17 protein-coding genes are annotated in these 17,098 nt (G+C 67.1%); 7 read left to right on the top strand and 10 right to left on the bottom strand.

Features of this window, described 5'->3' with window-relative positions; translation table 11 throughout:
* Positions 1-11 precede the first annotated feature (11 nt).
* Positions 12-1,625, bottom strand: a complete 1,614-nt coding sequence (locus tag HWW87_RS32520) for a peptide ABC transporter substrate-binding protein (protein ID WP_175823739.1) — start codon at positions 1,623-1,625, stop codon at positions 12-14.
* A 178-nt stretch (positions 1,626-1,803) separates the two neighbouring features.
* The gene (locus HWW87_RS32515; protein ID WP_011548888.1) at positions 1,804-2,382 is read right to left on the bottom strand and encodes a cupin domain-containing protein; all 579 of its coding nucleotides are present in this window, start codon (positions 2,380-2,382) and stop codon (positions 1,804-1,806) included.
* A gap of 497 nt (positions 2,383-2,879) precedes the next feature.
* Here HWW87_RS32515 and HWW87_RS32510 point away from each other — a divergent pair, with 497 nt between their 5' ends.
* Entirely contained in the window at positions 2,880-4,400 is a 1,521-nt protein-coding gene (locus HWW87_RS32510) for a peptide MFS transporter (protein ID WP_175823738.1), read from the top strand.
* Positions 4,401-4,520: 120 nt separating this feature from the next.
* Positions 4,521-4,727: a hypothetical protein gene (locus tag HWW87_RS32505; RefSeq protein ID WP_174432851.1), complete on the top strand. Its 207-nt coding sequence runs from the start codon at positions 4,521-4,523 to the stop codon at positions 4,725-4,727.
* A 44-nt stretch (positions 4,728-4,771) separates the two neighbouring features.
* Here HWW87_RS32505 and HWW87_RS32500 read toward each other — a convergent pair whose 3' ends face one another.
* On the bottom strand, positions 4,772-5,896 hold the full coding sequence (locus tag HWW87_RS32500; RefSeq protein WP_175823737.1) for an OpgC domain-containing protein: 1,125 nt from the start codon (positions 5,894-5,896) through the stop codon (positions 4,772-4,774).
* A gap of 227 nt (positions 5,897-6,123) precedes the next feature.
* Between HWW87_RS32500 and HWW87_RS32495 the strand changes: the two genes are divergently transcribed.
* Complete coding sequence (locus tag HWW87_RS32495) at positions 6,124-7,176, top strand: RNA-guided endonuclease TnpB family protein (RefSeq protein ID WP_175823736.1); 1,053 nt, start codon at positions 6,124-6,126, stop codon at positions 7,174-7,176.
* Positions 7,177-7,478: 302 nt separating this feature from the next.
* Here the strand turns inward: HWW87_RS32495 and rarD are convergent, their stop codons facing one another.
* Both rarD and HWW87_RS32485 read right to left on the bottom strand, forming a co-directional pair.
* Positions 7,479-8,378: an EamA family transporter RarD gene (rarD, locus tag HWW87_RS32490; protein ID WP_175823735.1), complete on the bottom strand. Its 900-nt coding sequence runs from the start codon at positions 8,376-8,378 to the stop codon at positions 7,479-7,481.
* 16 nt (positions 8,379-8,394) lie between these two features.
* On the bottom strand, positions 8,395-8,691 hold the full coding sequence (locus HWW87_RS32485) for an acylphosphatase (RefSeq protein WP_166956050.1): 297 nt from the start codon (positions 8,689-8,691) through the stop codon (positions 8,395-8,397).
* 152 nt (positions 8,692-8,843) lie between these two features.
* Between HWW87_RS32485 and hpnA the strand changes: the two genes are divergently transcribed.
* The gene (gene hpnA, locus HWW87_RS32480; protein WP_011353724.1) at positions 8,844-9,851 is read left to right on the top strand and encodes a hopanoid-associated sugar epimerase; all 1,008 of its coding nucleotides are present in this window, start codon (positions 8,844-8,846) and stop codon (positions 9,849-9,851) included.
* 108 nt (positions 9,852-9,959) lie between these two features.
* Positions 9,960-11,369: a phage tail protein gene (locus HWW87_RS32475; protein WP_175823734.1), complete on the top strand. Its 1,410-nt coding sequence runs from the start codon at positions 9,960-9,962 to the stop codon at positions 11,367-11,369.
* A 120-nt stretch (positions 11,370-11,489) separates the two neighbouring features.
* Here the strand turns inward: HWW87_RS32475 and HWW87_RS32470 are convergent, their stop codons facing one another.
* Positions 11,490-12,677 carry a glycosyltransferase gene (locus tag HWW87_RS32470; RefSeq protein ID WP_175823733.1) on the bottom strand — a complete coding sequence of 396 codons (1,188 nt, stop codon included), beginning with the start codon at positions 12,675-12,677 and terminating at the stop codon, positions 11,490-11,492.
* Between the two features lie 402 nt (positions 12,678-13,079).
* Between HWW87_RS32470 and ispH the strand changes: the two genes are divergently transcribed.
* Positions 13,080-14,021 carry a 4-hydroxy-3-methylbut-2-enyl diphosphate reductase gene (ispH, locus tag HWW87_RS32465; protein WP_114181392.1) on the top strand — a complete coding sequence of 314 codons (942 nt, stop codon included), beginning with the start codon at positions 13,080-13,082 and terminating at the stop codon, positions 14,019-14,021.
* A gap of 12 nt (positions 14,022-14,033) precedes the next feature.
* Positions 14,034-15,194 carry an adenosyl-hopene transferase HpnH gene (gene hpnH, locus HWW87_RS32460; RefSeq protein WP_174389981.1) on the top strand — a complete coding sequence of 387 codons (1,161 nt, stop codon included), beginning with the start codon at positions 14,034-14,036 and terminating at the stop codon, positions 15,192-15,194.
* Positions 15,195-15,345: 151 nt separating this feature from the next.
* On the opposite strand, the gene HWW87_RS32455 is transcribed toward hpnH, so the two are convergent.
* The 4 genes from HWW87_RS32455 to HWW87_RS32440 form a co-directional block, all read right to left on the bottom strand.
* Positions 15,346-15,606 (bottom strand): hypothetical protein, encoded by a 261-nt coding sequence (locus HWW87_RS32455; RefSeq protein WP_174389982.1) that lies wholly within the window; start codon positions 15,604-15,606, stop codon positions 15,346-15,348.
* Positions 15,607-15,775: 169 nt separating this feature from the next.
* Positions 15,776-16,255 carry a hypothetical protein gene (locus HWW87_RS32450; protein ID WP_175823732.1) on the bottom strand — a complete coding sequence of 160 codons (480 nt, stop codon included), beginning with the start codon at positions 16,253-16,255 and terminating at the stop codon, positions 15,776-15,778.
* Positions 16,252-16,464 (bottom strand): hypothetical protein, encoded by a 213-nt coding sequence (locus tag HWW87_RS32445; RefSeq protein ID WP_175823731.1) that lies wholly within the window; start codon positions 16,462-16,464, stop codon positions 16,252-16,254. Before HWW87_RS32445 ends, HWW87_RS32450 begins: the two co-directional genes overlap by 4 nt.
* 14 nt (positions 16,465-16,478) lie before the next feature.
* A complete protein-coding gene (locus HWW87_RS32440) occupies positions 16,479-16,856 on the bottom strand; it encodes a hypothetical protein (protein ID WP_175823730.1) in 378 nt (125 codons plus the stop codon).
* Positions 16,857-17,098 lie beyond the last annotated feature (242 nt).

Below are 17,098 nucleotides of genomic sequence, written 5' to 3'. Positions count from 1 at the left end.
GATCGCTCCGCTCAGTGCTTGATCAGGTACATGTCCTGCGAAGCACGCATGTCGATCACGTTCTTCAGCGAATAGCCGCCCACGTAGGGCTTCACGAGACGGTCGGCCGAGTACTGGAACAGCGGCACCATCGGCGTGTCGTTCAGCGCCATGTCGTGCGCCTGCGTGAGCAGCGCGGCGCGCGCCTTGTCGTCGAGCTTCTGGTTGCCTTCCTCGACGAGCGCGTCGACCTGTTTGTTGCAGTAGCCGACGGTATTCTGCGAGCTGCCGCAGCGGATCAGGTCGAAGAAGGTCATCGCGTCGTTGTAGTCGGCGAACCAGCCGTCGCGCGCGATCTGCACCTTGCCGTCATGCCGCTGCTTCATCAGCACCTTGAACTCGACGTTCTCGAGCTTCGTGGTGATGCCGAGCTTCGTGCGCCATTCCGATGCGGTGAACAGCGCGACCTTCTTGTGCAGGTCGTTGGTGTTGTACGTGAGCGTGAACGACAGCGGCTTCGCGTCCGAATAGCCGGCCTGCTTCAGCAGGTCCTTCGCGGTCGCGATGCGCTTGGCCATCGGCCACGACGCCCATTCCGGCGTGAACGGCTGCACACCCTTCGTGCCGTTCGGCATCAGCCCGTACATCGGCTTCTCGCCGGCCTGCGTGAGCTTCGACGTGAGCACGTCGCGATCGATCACCATCGACAGCGCCTCACGCACGCGCTTGTCCTTCAGCGCCGCGTCGCTGTTGTTCAGGTAGTAGTAGTAGGTCGCGAGCTGCAGGCCCGGGCGCAGTTCGCCGCCGAACTGCTTGCTGACCTGCTGGAAGATGCCCGACGGAATCGAGTAGCTGTAGTCGATCTGGCCGGCCTGGTACATGCGCATCGCGGTTTCGTCGCTTTCGATCGGCAGGTACGTGACCTTGTTGATCACGACCTTCGACGCGTTCCAGTACTTCGCGTCCTTCGTCGCCACGATGCGGTTGTTCGGCTGCCAGTCGACGAGCTGGTACGCGCCGTTGCTGACGAGGTTGCCCGGACGCGTCCATGCGTCGCCGAACTTCGCGACCACGTCCTTGTTCACCGGCACGAGCGGCGCCATCGCGGTCAGTTCGGGGAAGAACGCGACCGGCACGTCGGTCGTCACTTCCAGCGTGTACGGATCGACGGCGCGCACGCCGAGCGTCGTCGGCGCGGCCTTGCCGGCGATGATGTCCTTCGAGTTCTTGATGAACTCGACGAGGATCGTGTACTTCGAGCCCGTCTTCGGATCGACGAGGCGCTGCCACGAATAGACGAAATCGGCGGCCGTCACCGGCTGGCCGTTGCTCCACTTCGCGTTGTGGCGAAGCTTGAAGATCCACGTCTGCGGCGTCTTGCGTTCCCACGACAGCGCGACGCCCGGCACGACCTGGCCGGCCGCATCGATGCGCGCGAGCCCTTCGAACAGGTCGAGGCCGATCGTGTTGCCGGTCCACGATTCGATGTGCGCCGGGTCGAGCGACTCGACTTCGGCCGGCACCTGTCGCGTCAGGTCCTGTTGGGGAGCGAGCGCGACGTTCGACGGAACGGTTACGGCGTGGGCGACGGGCGTCGTCAGGGCGAGCGCGGCCAGCACGGCCGACATGGCATGCAAGGATTTCATCGTGGCAGTCTTGAGAAGGTTGTTCGGTGGGCGTCGCGCGGCGAATGCCGCGGCTTACGCGTGAGACGCTGACGGGGGCAGCGATTGAGGAGGCCCGTGGTTCTCGTATTGCATGTTAGTATTCCTTACATTTCTTTCGACAGGCATTCCGTCGAAGAAACGAAGGAATACCCGTGCGTTAGAACAGTCGCGGCGTACCGACCCAGACCACCACCGACTCGATCTTCGCGGTGTTGACCCAGCTGTGCGGGACCGTCGACTGATAGTGCGAACTGTCGCCGGCCTGCAGGACGAACGTCTTGCCTTCCAGCGTCAGCGACACTTCCCCTTCAATCACGTACAGGAACTCCTCTCCTGCATGTGTCGTCACCTCGGACCGTTTCTGCCCCGGCGGCATCCTCACGAGGATCGCCTCCAGCTGGCGCCCTTCGGACACGTTCGTCAGCCTCGCGAACAGGTTCGCCGAATCGGCAAACCCGAAGAAGCGCAACTGATCGCCTCGGCAAACCGAGCGTTCTTCGCTCGGCGTATCCACGAAGTACTGCACCGTCACACCGAGCGCGTGGGCAATACCGGCCAGCGACGTCAGTGACGGCGACGCGAGCCCGCGCTCGACTTGAGACAGAAACGGCTTCGAAATCCCCGCGGCGGTAGCGGTGTCGTCGAGCGTGCGCTTCAGACGTTGGCGCAACGCGCGAATCTTGCTGCCAAGTGCGACAGCGTCTGCCGATCGCGAGTTTTCAGTGGGGGGAACCATAGCAGGCCGAAAAGTGGTCGTCAAAAAATGTTTGATGGAAAGTAACTAAGTTAATTGGAGATAGCTTAATCTTCAGGTTCGCACACGTCTTCGGCGTTGAGCCCGGTGCACTAAACAGGGCCCGAAGCGAGCGAAACGACGCGCTATCTTGCCAGACTCGCAGGCTTCACAGGCAAGCTGCAAGCGGCTCTCCGGGAATCTGCGGAGAACGGGCGTCAAGCTTACAAGTAGATGATGAGACAAATGTTCCTGAAAGCTGCTGCCATATCGGGAGTTTCCCTAAGTGGCGCGAACCTGACGCACCGGACCGGCGAACGTTACCACTCGCGCGCCGGTCGGGGCCGCGCTCCGCCGTGTCGGGCGGAGTCCGACCCCGGCCCGGGCTAACCGCCCGACTGCTCCATCGCCGACGCAAGCCTACCCGGCCACAGTGCTCCGGCGCCAGTTCGACCCCCAAGGCGACGCGCAATCCGCGCCGTCCGTTTCAAACGAGATTGATGATGCACGCACCTGTTTCACAGACCCGATCGTTTACGACGGTCTTCCTCATCGAAATGTGGGAGCGCTTCGGCTACTACGGCATGGCCGCGCTCCTGGTCCTCTTCATGGTCGACCGGCTCGGCTTCACCGACAGCCACGCGAACCTGACCTGGGGGGCGTTCACCGCACTCGTCTACGCCGCGCCGTCGATCGGCGGCTGGATCGGCGACAAGGTGCTCGGCGCGCGCCGCACGATGATCATCGGCGCGGCCGTGCTGTGCGCCGGCTACCTGATGCTCGCGGTGCCGAACGATCAGCTGACGTACATGTACGCGTCGCTCGGCGTGATCGTCGTCGGCAACGGCCTGTTCAAGGCCAACGCGGCGAACCTCGTGCGCCGCATCTACGAAGGCGACGACGCGCGCATCGACAGCGCGTTCACGATCTACTACATGGCGGTCAACATCGGTTCGACGGTGTCGATGCTCGCCACGCCGTGGATCAAGGATCACTGGGGCTGGCACACCGCGTTCGCGGTCTGCTGCGGCGGCATGCTGCTCGCGATCCTCAACTTCATGCTGATGCACCGCACGCTCGCGCACGTCGGCTCGCAGCCGGACGACCAGCCGATCCGCTGGAAGCGCCTCGGCGCGGTCGCGGCCGGCGGCGTCGCGCTCGCGCTGATCACGCTGTACGTGCTGCAGCACAAGCAGCTCGCGGTCGCCAGCGTGTGGGCGGCGGCGTTCGCGATCCTCGCGATCTTCGCGTACATGATCGCGAAGTCGGAGCGCTCGGAGCGCGCGGGCCTGATCGCGGCGCTCGTGCTGATCGGCCAGGTGATCCTGTTCTTCATCTTCTACGTGCAGATGTCGACGTCGCTGACGCTGTTCGCGCTGCGCAACGTCGACCCGCGCTTCATGCTGTTCGGCACGACGCTGTTCACGTGGAGCGCCGCGCAGTTCCAGGCGCTGAACCCGATCTGGATCATGCTGCTGAGCCCGGTGCTCGTGTGGGTCTACAACGCCGTCGCGAAGGGCGGCCGCGACCTGCCGGTCGCCGCGAAGTACGCGCTCGGTTTCGGCGCGGTCGCCGCGGGCTACCTGGTGTTCACGATCAGCGGGCGCTACGCGGTCGACGGCCGCGTGTCGTCGTGGTTCATGGTGTGGGGCTACGGCCTGTACTCGCTCGGCGAGCTGCTGGTGAGCGGCCTCGGCCTCGCGATGATCGCCCGCTACGTGCCGGCGCGCATGAGCGGCTTCATGATGGGTGCGTATTTCGTCGCGACGGGCGTGTCGCAGTATCTGGGCAGCGTCGTCGCGAACTTCGCGCAGATGCCGTCGCACGAACTGCCGGCTACCGAATCGCTGCCGCTCTACCTGTCGCTGTTCGAGAAGCTCGGCTGGCTCGCCGCGATCGGCATGCTGCTCGCGCTGCTGCTGCTGCCGCTGATGAACCGCCTGTCGCGCCAGCATCAGCGCTGCACGGAAGAGCGCCGCGAAGAAGCGCTGCAGGCGCAGGCTGCTGCCGCCGCGCAGTAAGTACTATCCCTCGGCGTGCGGCGTGCACGCCACATTCTCCCGCGAGGCGCGCGAACGCGTCCTACACTGGTTGCAGACAATGCATCCGCTTCGCGAGATGCGCACTGGCGGGAGAACACGATGAAAAGCAAGACGACGCGGCTTTTGAGGATCCTGTCGGACATCCGGCACGCGCAGCGCTGTACCGCGATGCGCGCCGCCCGGGCCGCGGCCGAAGCCGACGCGGTCCTCGCGGAGCACGACGATCCGGCGCAGGACGAGCGCGACGACGCCGAATCCGACGACCCGACCGCCACGCCCCGTTCCCGTATCGGCTCACCTCACTGATGCGGCGCGGCGCCTGCCGCGCCGCATGCACCCCTCGCGCGCGCCTACGCCGCCGCGGCGCGCCATCGCGCGATCCACGTTCCCGAACCGGCCACCGCCATCATCAGCCCGACCGCGCACGCGTCGGCCACCAGGCCCACGCCGACATGCCGCAGATCGGCGCTGCGCACGACCGGATGCAGCAGCGAATCGATCACGAGCGAGATCGCCGCACCCGCGACGAAGCAGATCAGCCCGCGCTGGCCGACCGCCACGATGGGCCGCACGCCCTGCGCGATCCGCGCGATCCAGCCGAAGCGCACGCAATCGGCCATCAGCCACGCGATGGCCGCGAAGCTCACGACGCGCGGCAGCGCGAGATCGCGCTTGAGCACGCCTTCGGGCACCGGCAGCCCCGAGAACAGCTTGTAGCTCGCGCAACCGAGCACGATCGCGCACGCGAGCCCGGTCGCCGCGGCGCCCCAGCGGCCGAGCGCGACGCGCCGGTAGAACGGCTGGCAGCGCGCGAGCACGCCGGCGACGAACATCAGTTGCCACGCGAACGGGTTGAAGCTCCAGCGGAAGCCGTCGGTGTCCAGCAGCTCCGGGCCGAGCCAGCCCGCCGCGAGCCACGACGCGACGCTGATCGCGACGAGCAGCCACGGATGGCGCCGCGCGAACGGCACCAGCACCGGCGACGCGAGCGCGAACAGCACGTACATCGGCAGCACCGACGCGAGATACGGCTGGCGCTGGAACGTCAGCAGCTCGGCTGCCCCCGTGAGCGGCGACGCGAGCATCACGCTGACGTCGTCGAGCGCGAGGTTCGGCGCATCGATGCCGTAGTGGTCGAGCACGGCCGACACGACGAGCATCAACGTCGACGTCGCGAGAAACGCGCGGTAGATCTGCATCGCGCGCCGCACGAAACGCTGCTGCGCGGCGCGCGCGCCGTGCCGCTCGGCGATCGCGCCGTACGCGCTCGCGGTCGCGAAGCCGCCGAGGAACACGAACACCTCGGCCGCATCGCACAGCGCGAACGCGTGCAGCGTCACGCGCGACAGCACGCTCGCGCCGATGTGATCGACGACGATCATCAACAGCACGAGCCCGCGGAAGAAGTCGATTTCGATCAGGCGGCCGCTGCGCGACGGCTGCACCGTGGCGGAATGCAGCGGGCTCAACGACATGAGCGCACCTGCACGGCGGCGGTGCGACGCGCACCGGGGAAGGGAGCGGAAGAGAGACGGCGAGCGCGATCGGCGGCGATACGCGTATGCCCGCATCGCGCCAACCCGGCCGGCTTGGCACGGAGGTGACCGTTCATCAGTTGCTCCCGAGAACCCCTGTCCTTCAGGACGGGGAGGAAAGGAGCGCCGCTGTTTGACAGCGGCATTCCACCGTTAAAATGGCCGGCATGATCCTTGTCTATCGCTACCGGGTGAAATCGCTCAACGGACTGCTTAACAAGCAGAGCCGCGCGGTGAACTACGTCTGGAACTTCTGCAATGACACGCAGAAGCACGCGCTGAAGTGGAACAAGAAGTGGCCGACGGGATTCGACCTGAACGTGCTGACGACCGGCAGCAGCAAGGAACTCGGCATCCACTCCGGCACGATCAACGCGACGTGCGAGCAATATGCGAAGTCGCGCAGTCAGTACCGTCGGCCCTACCTGCGCTATCGCGGCAGGAAATCGCTGGGCTGGGTGCCGCTGAAGGGGCGTGACCTGAAGCGCGAGGGTGACGCGTTTCGCTTTGCCGGCAACACCTTTCGCGTGTTCAACAGCCGACCGCTTCCCGAAGGCAAGATCAAGGACGGCACCAACTTTGCGCAGGATGCACGCGGCAACTGGTTTCTCAATATCGTGATCGAGATGCCGGATGTTCAGGCTCGCCCGATCCGTTCCGGTGTGGGCATCGATCTCGGCCTGAAAGACTTCGCCACACTTTCGACCGGCGAGAAACTGCCCAATGACCGGTTCGGTCGACGAGCGGCGGAAAAGCTGGCGAAAGCGCAACGAGCGCGAAAGCACGCGCGGCATATCGCGAAGCTGCACGCCAAGGTCGCGAATGCCCGAGCCGACTTCCAACACAAGCTCGCGCTCGATTTGGTGCGGCGTTTCGATTACATCGCGGTCGGCAACGTGTCGGCCGCGACGCTCGCCAGAACCAGGATGGCGAAGAGCGTCTACGACGCATCCTGGTCGTCTTTCCGAAACAAGCTCCGCTACAAAGCGATCGCGCACGGGGCCACGTTCGAGGAAGTCGACGAAAGCGGTTCGACCCAGTCCTGTTCGTCGTGCGGGTCGAAAGACAGCACGACGCGGCCGAAAGGTATCGCGGGACTGCGAATAAGAGAGTGGGCCTGCAGCAGATGTGGTGTCGAGCATGATCGAGATATCAACGCTGCGCTGAACATTCTCCGATACGGACGTGCATCGCCAGGTGTGGGAATCCTCTCCCTTTAGGGGGAGCGGAGGACGTCAATGAAAAGCTGCATACGAAGGGAAGTCGGTCAGATCAGTCTAATGGCCGATCAGGGGAGACCCTAAGTAAAAAAGTGCAACCGAATCTTCTCTTCGATTACAAGCGCGAGCATTGCGCAGCAAGGCAGGCGGCGTCGCCAGATTCGCGTCAGCACGGCGCCAGTTGGTGGTCAGTATCGATGGATTCGGCGAGCACTCGGCAGCGACAAAAGCGCGGTTCGATGATCGACGAAGCACGCGATGCGCGGCACGTTGCGCACGGCCGGCGCATCGCGACGATGCGGTTATCCGCGCGCGGGCAAGCGCCGCATCAGCATCGCGCTGTGCCACGCGGTCAGCGCGACGGCGACCCAGATCGGTCCGTACGTCGCGAGCTGCGTGACGCTGAGCGTCTCGCCGAGCAGCAGCAGCGACACCGCGACGAGCAGCACGGGCTCGACGTAGCCGAGAATCCCGAACAGCGCCATCGGTAGCATCCGGCTCGCCTTCAGGTAGCTCGCGAGCGCGAGCGTGCTGAGGATGCCGAGCCCCGGCAGCAGCGCGGCCCACAGCAGCGGATGGCCGGCGACCCGCGTCGCGCTCGTCGCGACCATCGCCAGCGCGACGGGGCCCAGCAACACGATCTCGATCGCGAAGGCGGCCAATGAATCGGCGTTGATCCGCCGGCGCAGCACGAAATACGGCGGATAGCCGAGCGCGACGACCAGCGTCGGCCATGCGAACGCGCGCGTCGCCCACACCTCGTGCGCGACGCCGAGCGCCGCGCACGCGACCGCCGCCCATTGCAGCGGGTCGAGCCGTTCGTGATAGTAGAAGCGGCCGACGAGCACCATCGTCAGCGGCAGCAGGAAATAGCCGAGCGACACTTCGAGCATGCGGCCGTGCAGCGGCGCCCACAGGAACAGCCACAGCTGCACGCCGAGCAGCGCCGCGCTCACCGGCAGCGCGATCAGCAGGCGCCAGTCGCGCGCACTGCGCCGCGCAAGCTCGACGAGCACCGGCCAGCGGCCGCGCAGCGCGATCAGCGCGAGCGCGCACGGCGCGGTCCACACGATGCGCCACGCGAAGATGTCGAGCCCCGTGAGCGGCGCGAGCAGTTTCGCGTAAGCCGACATCAGCGCGAACAGCGTCGACGCCATCACCGACAGCATGAGGCCGCGCCCGGCTTCCGGATACCCCGTCATGATTGTTTTGCGCCGCTTACTGTTGCTGGAAGCGCTCGAAGCGCCGCTCGGTCAGGCGTTCCTCGAACGTCACCTCGGTCACGCGCGCGGCGGGCGGCCCGTGACGCAGCCACGCGAGCATCCGGTCGATCTGCGCGCCGGGGCCCTGGATCATCGCCTCGACGGTGCCGTCCTCGAGATTCGCGACCCAGCCGCGCAGCTTCAGCGCATGCGCTTCGCGCACCGTCGCATGACGAAAGCCGACGCCCTGCACGACGCCGCGCACCCGCACGTAGTAGGTCTCGATCCGTTCGTCCAGTTCATTGCGGCTCATCGCGTCGCCCTCCCGTTGCATTCAAGCCCGGCATTGTAGTCGCGTCGGCCGCTTCGCACACGCGCCGGCCGGGCGTCGCCGCGCACGCCGACCACGTACAATCTCGCCGATGCCCAACCGCCGCGCCGCCCGCGCGGCCCCGAAGGAAACGCATGACTGATACCTCCCGCGATCTCGTTCTCGTCACCGGTGCGTCCGGTTTCGTCGGCTCGGCCGTCGCGCGCATCGCGCAGCAGAAAGGCTATGCGGTACGCGTGCTCGTGCGCCCGACCAGCCCGCGCACGAACGTCGCGGATCTCGATGCCGAGATCGTCACCGGCGACATGCGCGACGAAGCGTCGATGCGCGCCGCGCTGCGCGGCGTGCGCTACCTGCTGCACGTGGCGGCCGACTACCGGCTGTGGGCGCCCGACCCCGACGAGATCGAACGCGCGAACCTCGAAGGCGCGGTCGCGACGATGCGCGCGGCCCGCGCGGAAGGCGTCGAGCGGATCGTCTACACGAGCAGCGTCGCGACGCTGAAGGTGACGAGCGCCGGCGACCCGTCCGACGAGAACCGGCCGCTCACGGCCGAGCAGGCGATCGGCGTCTACAAGCGCAGCAAGGTGCTCGCGGAGCGCGCGGTCGAACGGATGATCGCCGACGAAGGGCTGCCCGCCGTGATCGTCAACCCGTCGACGCCGATCGGCCCGCGCGATGTGAAGCCGACGCCGACCGGCCGCATCATCGTCGAGGCCGCGCTCGGCAAGATTCCGGCGTTCGTCGACACGGGGCTGAACCTCGTGCACGTCGACGACGTCGCGCACGGCCACTTCCTCGCGCTCGAGCGCGGCCGGATCGGCGAGCGCTACATCCTCGGCGGCGAGAACCTGCCGCTGCAGCAGATGCTCGCGGACATCGCGCAGATGACGGGCCGCAAGGCGCCGACGATCGCGCTGCCGCGCTGGCCGCTGTACCCGCTCGCGGTCGGCGCCGAAGCGGTCGCGAAGTTCACGAAGAAGGAGCCGTTCGTCACCGTCGACGGGCTACGGATGTCGAAGAACAAGATGTATTTCACGTCGGCGAAGGCCGAGCGCGAGCTCGGCTACCGTGCGCGCCCGTATCGCGAAGGGCTGCGCGACGCGCTGGACTGGTTCGGCTCGGCGGGCTACCTGAAGTAACACAAAGCGGCGCCCCTCGCGTCGCTTCGCGCACTTTGTTACACGTCGCGCACGGACCGGTATCGGCGCAGCGGTTAAAATCGCGGGTCTTACGCAGAGAAGACACGCATGAACCTGAACGATCAGATCGCTTCGCTCGCCACGGGCGTCGATCAGCTCCTCCACGATCACCACGCCGCCCAGCAGGCGGCACGCAGCGCGGAAGCCTTCGCGCGCGCCGCGGCAGTGGAAGCCCGGGCCGCGGCCGAGCGTCACGCGGCGGCGGAAGCCGAAGCGCAGGCCGCCGCGCAGCGCCACACGGCCGCGGCCGCCGACGCCGAAGCCGCGCAGCGGCGCCACGCCGACGCCACCGCCGCCGCCGAAGCGGCCGCCCAACGTCATACGGATGCGGCCACGCAAGCCGAAGCCGCTTCGCAACGCCATGCGGAAGCCACCGCGCTGACCGAAGCGCTCGCGCAACGTCACGCGGATGCCGAAGCCGCGTCGCAGCGCCACGCGGCGGCGATCGCCGAAGCCGAGGCCGCCGCGCAGCGTCATCACGCCGCCGCGACCGAAGCCGACGCGGCCGCGCAACGTCATGCCGCGGCGACCGTCGAAGCCGAAGCCGCCGCGAAGCGCCACGCGGAAGCGACCGCCGAAGCCGAAGCCGCCGCGCAGCGCCACCTGGCCGCGATCGCCGAGGCCGAGGCGCTCGCCCAGCGTCACACGCAGGCGCTCGCCGACACGCAGGCCGCCGCCCAGCGTCACGCCGACGCAACCGCCGAGGCCGAAGCCATCACGCGGCGTCACGCCGAGGCGATCGCCCAGGCCGAGGCCGCCGCGCAACGCCACGCCGACGCCACCGCCGAAGCCGAAGCCGTCACGCAGCGCCATGCCGAGGCGATCGCCCAGGCCGAAGCGGCCGCGCAGCACCACGCGAAGGCCATCGCCGACGCCGAAGCGCTGGTCGAGGCCGTCGTCAAGGAAGCCGCGACGAGCGCGGTTGCCGCCTCGGCCGTGACGGCCGAAGTCGTCGAACCGGCACCAGCGGACACGCCGGCATCGGAGCCGGCCGGACACGCAGCCGCACCGGTTGAGGCCGAAGCAGCCGAGGTGTCGACTGCGGCGGCCGCCACCGACACCGCGATCGTCCCGGCGGCGCAAACCGACGCCGCGGTTGAAACCGAAACCGGCACCGCCGCCGCGCCGGCCGACAAGGCGACGCTGCACGTCGCGCGCCCGTCCCAGAACGAACTCACGCTGACCATCAACGGCGAATCGATCACACTGCATCCGGAGCAACTGGGGCAGTTGATCGAGGAACTCGCGCACGCGCGCGCGTCGATGCAGCCGGAGCCGCCGTCCGGCATTCCGGCCGGCTGGCGTTTCGTGACGACGAAGAACCCGATGATGGCCGTGCAGAAGCAGTCGAACGGCGACCGTCTGCTGGTCGCCCGCCATACGGGCTACGGCTGGGTGCCGTTCACGTTCTCGCCGGACGTCGTGATCCAGATGTACATGATGCTGACCCAGCGGTAAGCGCGCGCATCGGCCGGCAACCGTCCGGAAAGCACACAGCCCGAATCGGCTTGCGTCGATCCGGGCTGTGTGTTTTCAGCGTTCCGGTTGATCGGGACGGCCGGCATCCGCCGGCGTGGGTCAGCGCTCCACCGGCGCCTGCACGCGCGCCTTCCACTGGCCGCCCTTGCCGCGCCAGTAACGCCACGCGGACGCGAACGTCGCACCCACATAGAACAGCGCGACGAGCGGCAGCGCGGGCGCCCACAGCGGCGAGCGCCGGTAGTAGCGCAGCATCGGCGCATACGCGGCGCACATCGACGCCCACGCGAGCCAGGCCGGCCACGCACGCGCGCCGTAGACGAGCGCGGCGACGGGCGGCACCAGGTAGATGATCGTCATCCCGAGCAGCGTGCCGACGAGCAGCAGCGGCGAATAGTGCAGTTGCGTGAACGCGGTGCGCGCGATCATGTTCCAGATGTCGCGCCAGCTGTCGTACGGGCGCAGCGACACGCTGCGATCGGCGAGATCGAGCCGGATCGGATGGCGGCCGCTGCCGCGATGCTTGATCTGCGCGGCGAGGCTGCAGTCGTCGATCAGCGCGCCGCGAATCGATTCGATGCCGCCCGCTTCCTCGAGCGCCGTGCGCTTCACGAGCATGCAGCCGCCCGCCGCGCCGGCCGTCCGGTTGCGCGGGTTGTTGATCCACGAGAACGGGTACAGCTTCGCGAAGAAGAACACGAACGCCGGGATCAGCGCCTTTTCCCAGAACGAGTCGCAGCGCAGCCGCACCATCAGCGACACGAGATCGCGATGCTCGGCCTGCGCGCGCGTGACGAGCTGCGCGACGGCGTCGGGCGGATGGCCGATGTCGGCATCCGTCAGCAGCAGGTAGTCGGCCGGCAGGCCGAGCGTCCGCACCGCCGCGATCCCCTGCGACTGCGCCCACACCTTGCCCGACCAGCCGGCCGGCAGCGGCTTCGCGGTCAGCACCGTCAGCCGGTCGGCGCGGTTGATCGCGAGCGCGGCCGCGCGGGCCGCGTCGGCGGTGCCGTCGTCGCTGTGGTCGTCGACGATGATCAGATGGAAGTCGCCCGGATAGTCCTGCTCGAGCAGCGAAGTCGCCGCGCGGGCGATCACGTCGGCTTCGTTGCGCGCCGGCACGACCGCCACGACGGCCGGCCAGCCGGCCTCGGCTGCCGCGCCGCGGGCGTCGGGCGGCAGCGGCCGCGCGGGCTGTGCGCGCCAGAAGCCGCCGCGCGCGACGAGCAGCACGATCCAGATCACCAGCGACAGGCCGGACACCAGGAAAGCGATCGCCAGCATCATCGGCCTGCCTCCTGCCGCGCGCCGACGCGTTCGGCATGAATGAGGGTCTGGAACAAAACACCCAGCACCGCACGGGCGGACGGGCAATACGCGTAAGAATCGACGGTCATCGAATGGCCTTGAAATGAGCGCGATGGCGGGCAGCCGGAGCGGCCGACCGCGAAACCGCGCAGTTTACCGGGTTCCGCGCGCGCCAGCGCCGACGCGGCTCTCCCGCAATTGCAACGGTGCCGACACAGCACCGAAGCACGGACGGCCCGATAGGGTTAAAATGCGCGATTAATTCGGGGTTCCGGGGCCTGGCCGGCCGGTTCGTTCCTGCCTTCATAACATCAAGCCGGGGCGAGCAAGCGTGTGCCAGCGCCTCGAACCCCGGTGTCTGTCGTCGGAGTTCGCTCACTTATGCGAGTCATCCTTGCCCAGCCCCGCGGCTTTTGTGCGGGGGTTGTCCGTGCGATCGAGATCGTCGATCGCGCGCTGCAACAGCACGGCGCGCCGGTCTATGTGCGTCACGAGATCGTGCATAACCGGCATGTCGTCGAAAATCTGCGTAATAAAGGGGCACGATTCGTTGAGGAACTCGACGAGGTGCCGCACGGCGCTGTCGCGATCTTCAGCGCGCACGGTGTCGCCCAGACGGTCGAGCGCGATGCGGAAACGCGCGGGCTCGACGTGCTCGACGCGACCTGCCCGCTCGTCACGAAGGTGCACGTGCAGGGCCGCCAGTACGTCGCGGCGGGCCGCCGGCTGATCCTGATCGGCCATGCGGGCCACCCGGAAGTCGAGGGCACGATCGGCCAGATTCCGGCCGAGGTGATCCTCGTGCAGAGCGAAGCAGAAGTCGATACGCTGACGCTGCCCGTCGATACGCCGGTCGCGTACATCACGCAGACCACGCTGTCGGTCGACGACACGCGCGGCATCATCGAAGCGCTGCAGCGCCGGTTCACCGACCTCGTCGGCCCGGACACGCGCGACATCTGCTATGCCACGCAGAATCGCCAGGCCGCCGTGCGCGAGCTGAGCGAACAGGTTGACGTGCTGCTCGTCGTCGGTGCGACGAACAGCTCGAACTCGAACCGCCTGCGCGAGATCGGCACCGAAAGCGGTGTGCCGAGCTATCTCGTCGCCGACGGCTCGGAAGTGAAGGCCGAATGGTTCGCGGGCGTGCAGACGGTCGGCCTGACCGCCGGCGCGTCGGCGCCCGAGGAAATGGTCGAGGATGTAATTGGCGCGCTGCGCGCGCTGGGGCCCGTCGATGTCGCGACGATGGCGGGCCGTGAAGAAAAAGTCGAATTCAAGTTGCCGGCGAAGCTCACGCAAGCTGTCGCCCGCGAAGTTTAAGGAGGACATCCCTTGTCTATTCCGCTGCTCCAGCAAGTCCGTGTCGGCGCCTACATCGTGCGCCAGCACCTGTCCGGCAACAAACGCTATCCGCTCGCGCTGATGCTCGAGCCGCTGTTCCGCTGCAACCTCGCGTGCAACGGCTGCGGCAAGATCGATTATCCGGACCCGATCCTGAACCAGCGCCTGTCCGTCGAGGAATGCCTGCAGGCCGTCGACGAGTGCGGCGCGCCCGTCGTGTCGATCGCCGGCGGCGAGCCGCTGCTCCACAAGGAGATGCCGGAAATCGTCAAGGGCATCATGAAGCGCAAGAAGTTCGTGTACCTGTGCACGAACGCGCTGCTGATGGAAAAGAAGATGGACGACTACGCGCCGAGCCCGTATTTCGTCTGGTCGGTCCACCTCGACGGCGACAAGGAAGCACACGATCACTCGGTGTCGCAGGAAGGCGTGTACGAGAAGGCCGTCGCGGCGATCAAGGAAGCGAAGCGCCGCGGCTTCCGCGTGAACATCAACTGCACGCTGTTCAACGATGCGGTGCCGGAGCGCGTCGCGAAGTTCTTCGACACGCTGGGCCCGATCGGCGTCGACGGCATCACCGTGTCGCCGGGCTACGCGTACGAGCGCGCGCCGGATCAGCAGCACTTCCTGAACCGCGACAAGACGAAGAACCTGTTCCGCGAAATCCTGAAGCGCGGCGAAGGCGGCAAGCGCTGGTCGTTCAGCCAGTCGTCGCTGTTCCTCGACTTCCTGGCCGGCAACCAGACGTACAAGTGCACGCCGTGGGGCAACCCGGCGCGTACGGTGTTCGGCTGGCAGAAGCCGTGCTACCTGGTCGGCGAAGGTTACGTGAAGACCTTCAAGGAACTGATGGAAACGACGGAGTGGGACAACTACGGCGTCGGCAACTACGAGAAGTGCGCGGACTGCATGGTCCACTGCGGCTTCGAGGCCACGGCCGTGATGGACACGATCTCGAACCCGCTGAAGGCGCTGCGCGTGAGCCGCAAGGGCATCAAGACCGACGGCCCGTTCGCCCCGGACATCTCGATCGCGAAGCAGCGCCCGGCCGAGTACGTGTTCTCGCGCCACGTCGAGATCAAGCTCGAGGAAATCCAGCGCGCCGGCAAGGGCAAGCTGCAGAAGCCGGCGAAGTCGGCAACGGCCGCTTAAGCGCGTTTCGCCGCGCGAAGGTTCACGCCTTCGCAGCGGCCACGCATCGAAAAAGCGCCACGGAGTTCGCTCCGTGGCGCTTTTTGTTTTGACGGACGCCGTGTGACGCATTGCGCTTGCGCGCCTGCGTGCGGGGGCGAACGTCGGTGGCCTAGCTTCGCGACTCCGCCGCGGCGATCAGTTGCCAGGCGGTCGGCCCCGGATCGAGCAGCGGGTCCGACGGCGGATCGAGATCGTGCGGATGCGCTTCCTCGGACGGCAACGTCTGCGATCTCGCAATGCCGATCTCGTCGCCGCACACGGTGCATCGATAGATGCCCGCCACCGTCACCTTGCTGCCCGGCGGCAGGTTCTCGCTGAATGCGCGGCCACTTCCGCACGTGAAGTAGCCGCCGCTCCTGTATAGCGCCATCGCTCCTCCTGACTGAAACGAATGCGTTCGCGTCGACACGCACATTCGTCGCCAACGCGAGGATGGATCGTCGTCGCCCGGCCACGCCGGGTTCCAGTCATGTCATTAGACGGCGCGCGGCCGCGCGATGGAATGGGACGCATACGAAACACGGCCCGCGGCCAGCCATTCAATGCAGAACGGCCGGCGCCCGCATCTTCGCCGCGGCTTGCGCGACCACCCCCGGCTGTTCGGCGGAAGCGAACGTGCAGACATGGCGCCACAGCTCCGCCAGCCGATGCCGCGTAAGCGTCGCGACGCACGCGTCGTTCGCGGCGAGCACGCGTTCGAGCACCGCGCATTCGTCGTCGTGCAGCGTCCACGCGCCGCTTTGCGCGGCGCGCGCCACGCTCGCGTCCAGCACGCGCTCCGCGTCGACGCACAGGTCGATGGTCGCGTCGGGAGAGATCGCATCGTCGAGCGCGAGGAACACCAGATACACGCTCGTGCGCAGCCGCAGCAGCAGCGTTTCGCTACCGTGCTCGCCGCGCAGCGCGACCAGCGCCATGTGGCATTTCAGCGAGATGTCGCGTGCATGCGCGGGCGGCAGCGGCAGCAGCCATTCGCGCGTCAACGGCGGATGGCGCCGGCCTTTTCGGGCAGCCTTCATGATTTGCCCTCGCTCGCGGACGCGTCGTCCTGCGCCGCCCCGGGCCACGCGCCGCGGTACGCGACGACGCTGCGGCCCGCGTCGCGCAGGGTGTGCGCCCGGCGCCGCATGCCGTGCACGTCGGCGCGCCGGCGCGTCGCGCACGCCTCCGGCAGCCTGCGTATCGCCGACGCACGCAACACGCCGGACCATCGGTCGGGGCATGCCATGTTCGTCTCCTGCATCAAAACGTGTTCTCGCCCTTCAGGTAGTACGCGGTTTTCACGAAGAACGCCTTCACCGGATGGCCGCTCTGCGCAGCGCGGGCCGCCCGCGCTTCCATCGCGGCCTTTTCGTCGCGCCACCGGTCGGGCACCGGGTTGTACACGCGATCGAGCGCACGCTGCATCGCAAGCGGATAGTTCTGGTTGCCGGCCGCCGTCGCGCGATAGCCGGCACGCGTCATCTGCATCAGTTGCACATCGGTTTCGGCACGCGCCGCCGACCAGGTCAACGGCGCGGCATACGGCGTGTCGCCGGCGCCGATCGACTGCGCGAAGCTGACGGCCGGCAGCGCAGCGAGTGCGCAGGAAAGAACGGCAACGGGAACGAGGGAACGCATAATGGCCTCCAGATGGTTGTCCCCGCATCGATCCATCATCGATGCGTTGAAATCATCGTATGTCGGGCCGCATGCCGCTTGAATAGCCGAATCCGCAATTGTTATTTTCAGCCGTACATTCGGCATGCGAGCCACGTCATTCGCGAATCCCTTCGAAATGGAATTTCTTTATTTCATTCAACGATCTGATCGGATTTTTACCGGCGCTCCGGTGGGCGCTCACCCCGCTCTTTCAATTTCCG

Source organism: Burkholderia sp. BCC0419 (genome assembly GCF_902830285.1).
Lineage (GTDB): Bacteria > Pseudomonadota > Gammaproteobacteria > Burkholderiales > Burkholderiaceae > Burkholderia.
Note: the sequence above shows the minus strand (reverse complement) of the source record. Positions and strands in the feature narration are given on the sequence as shown.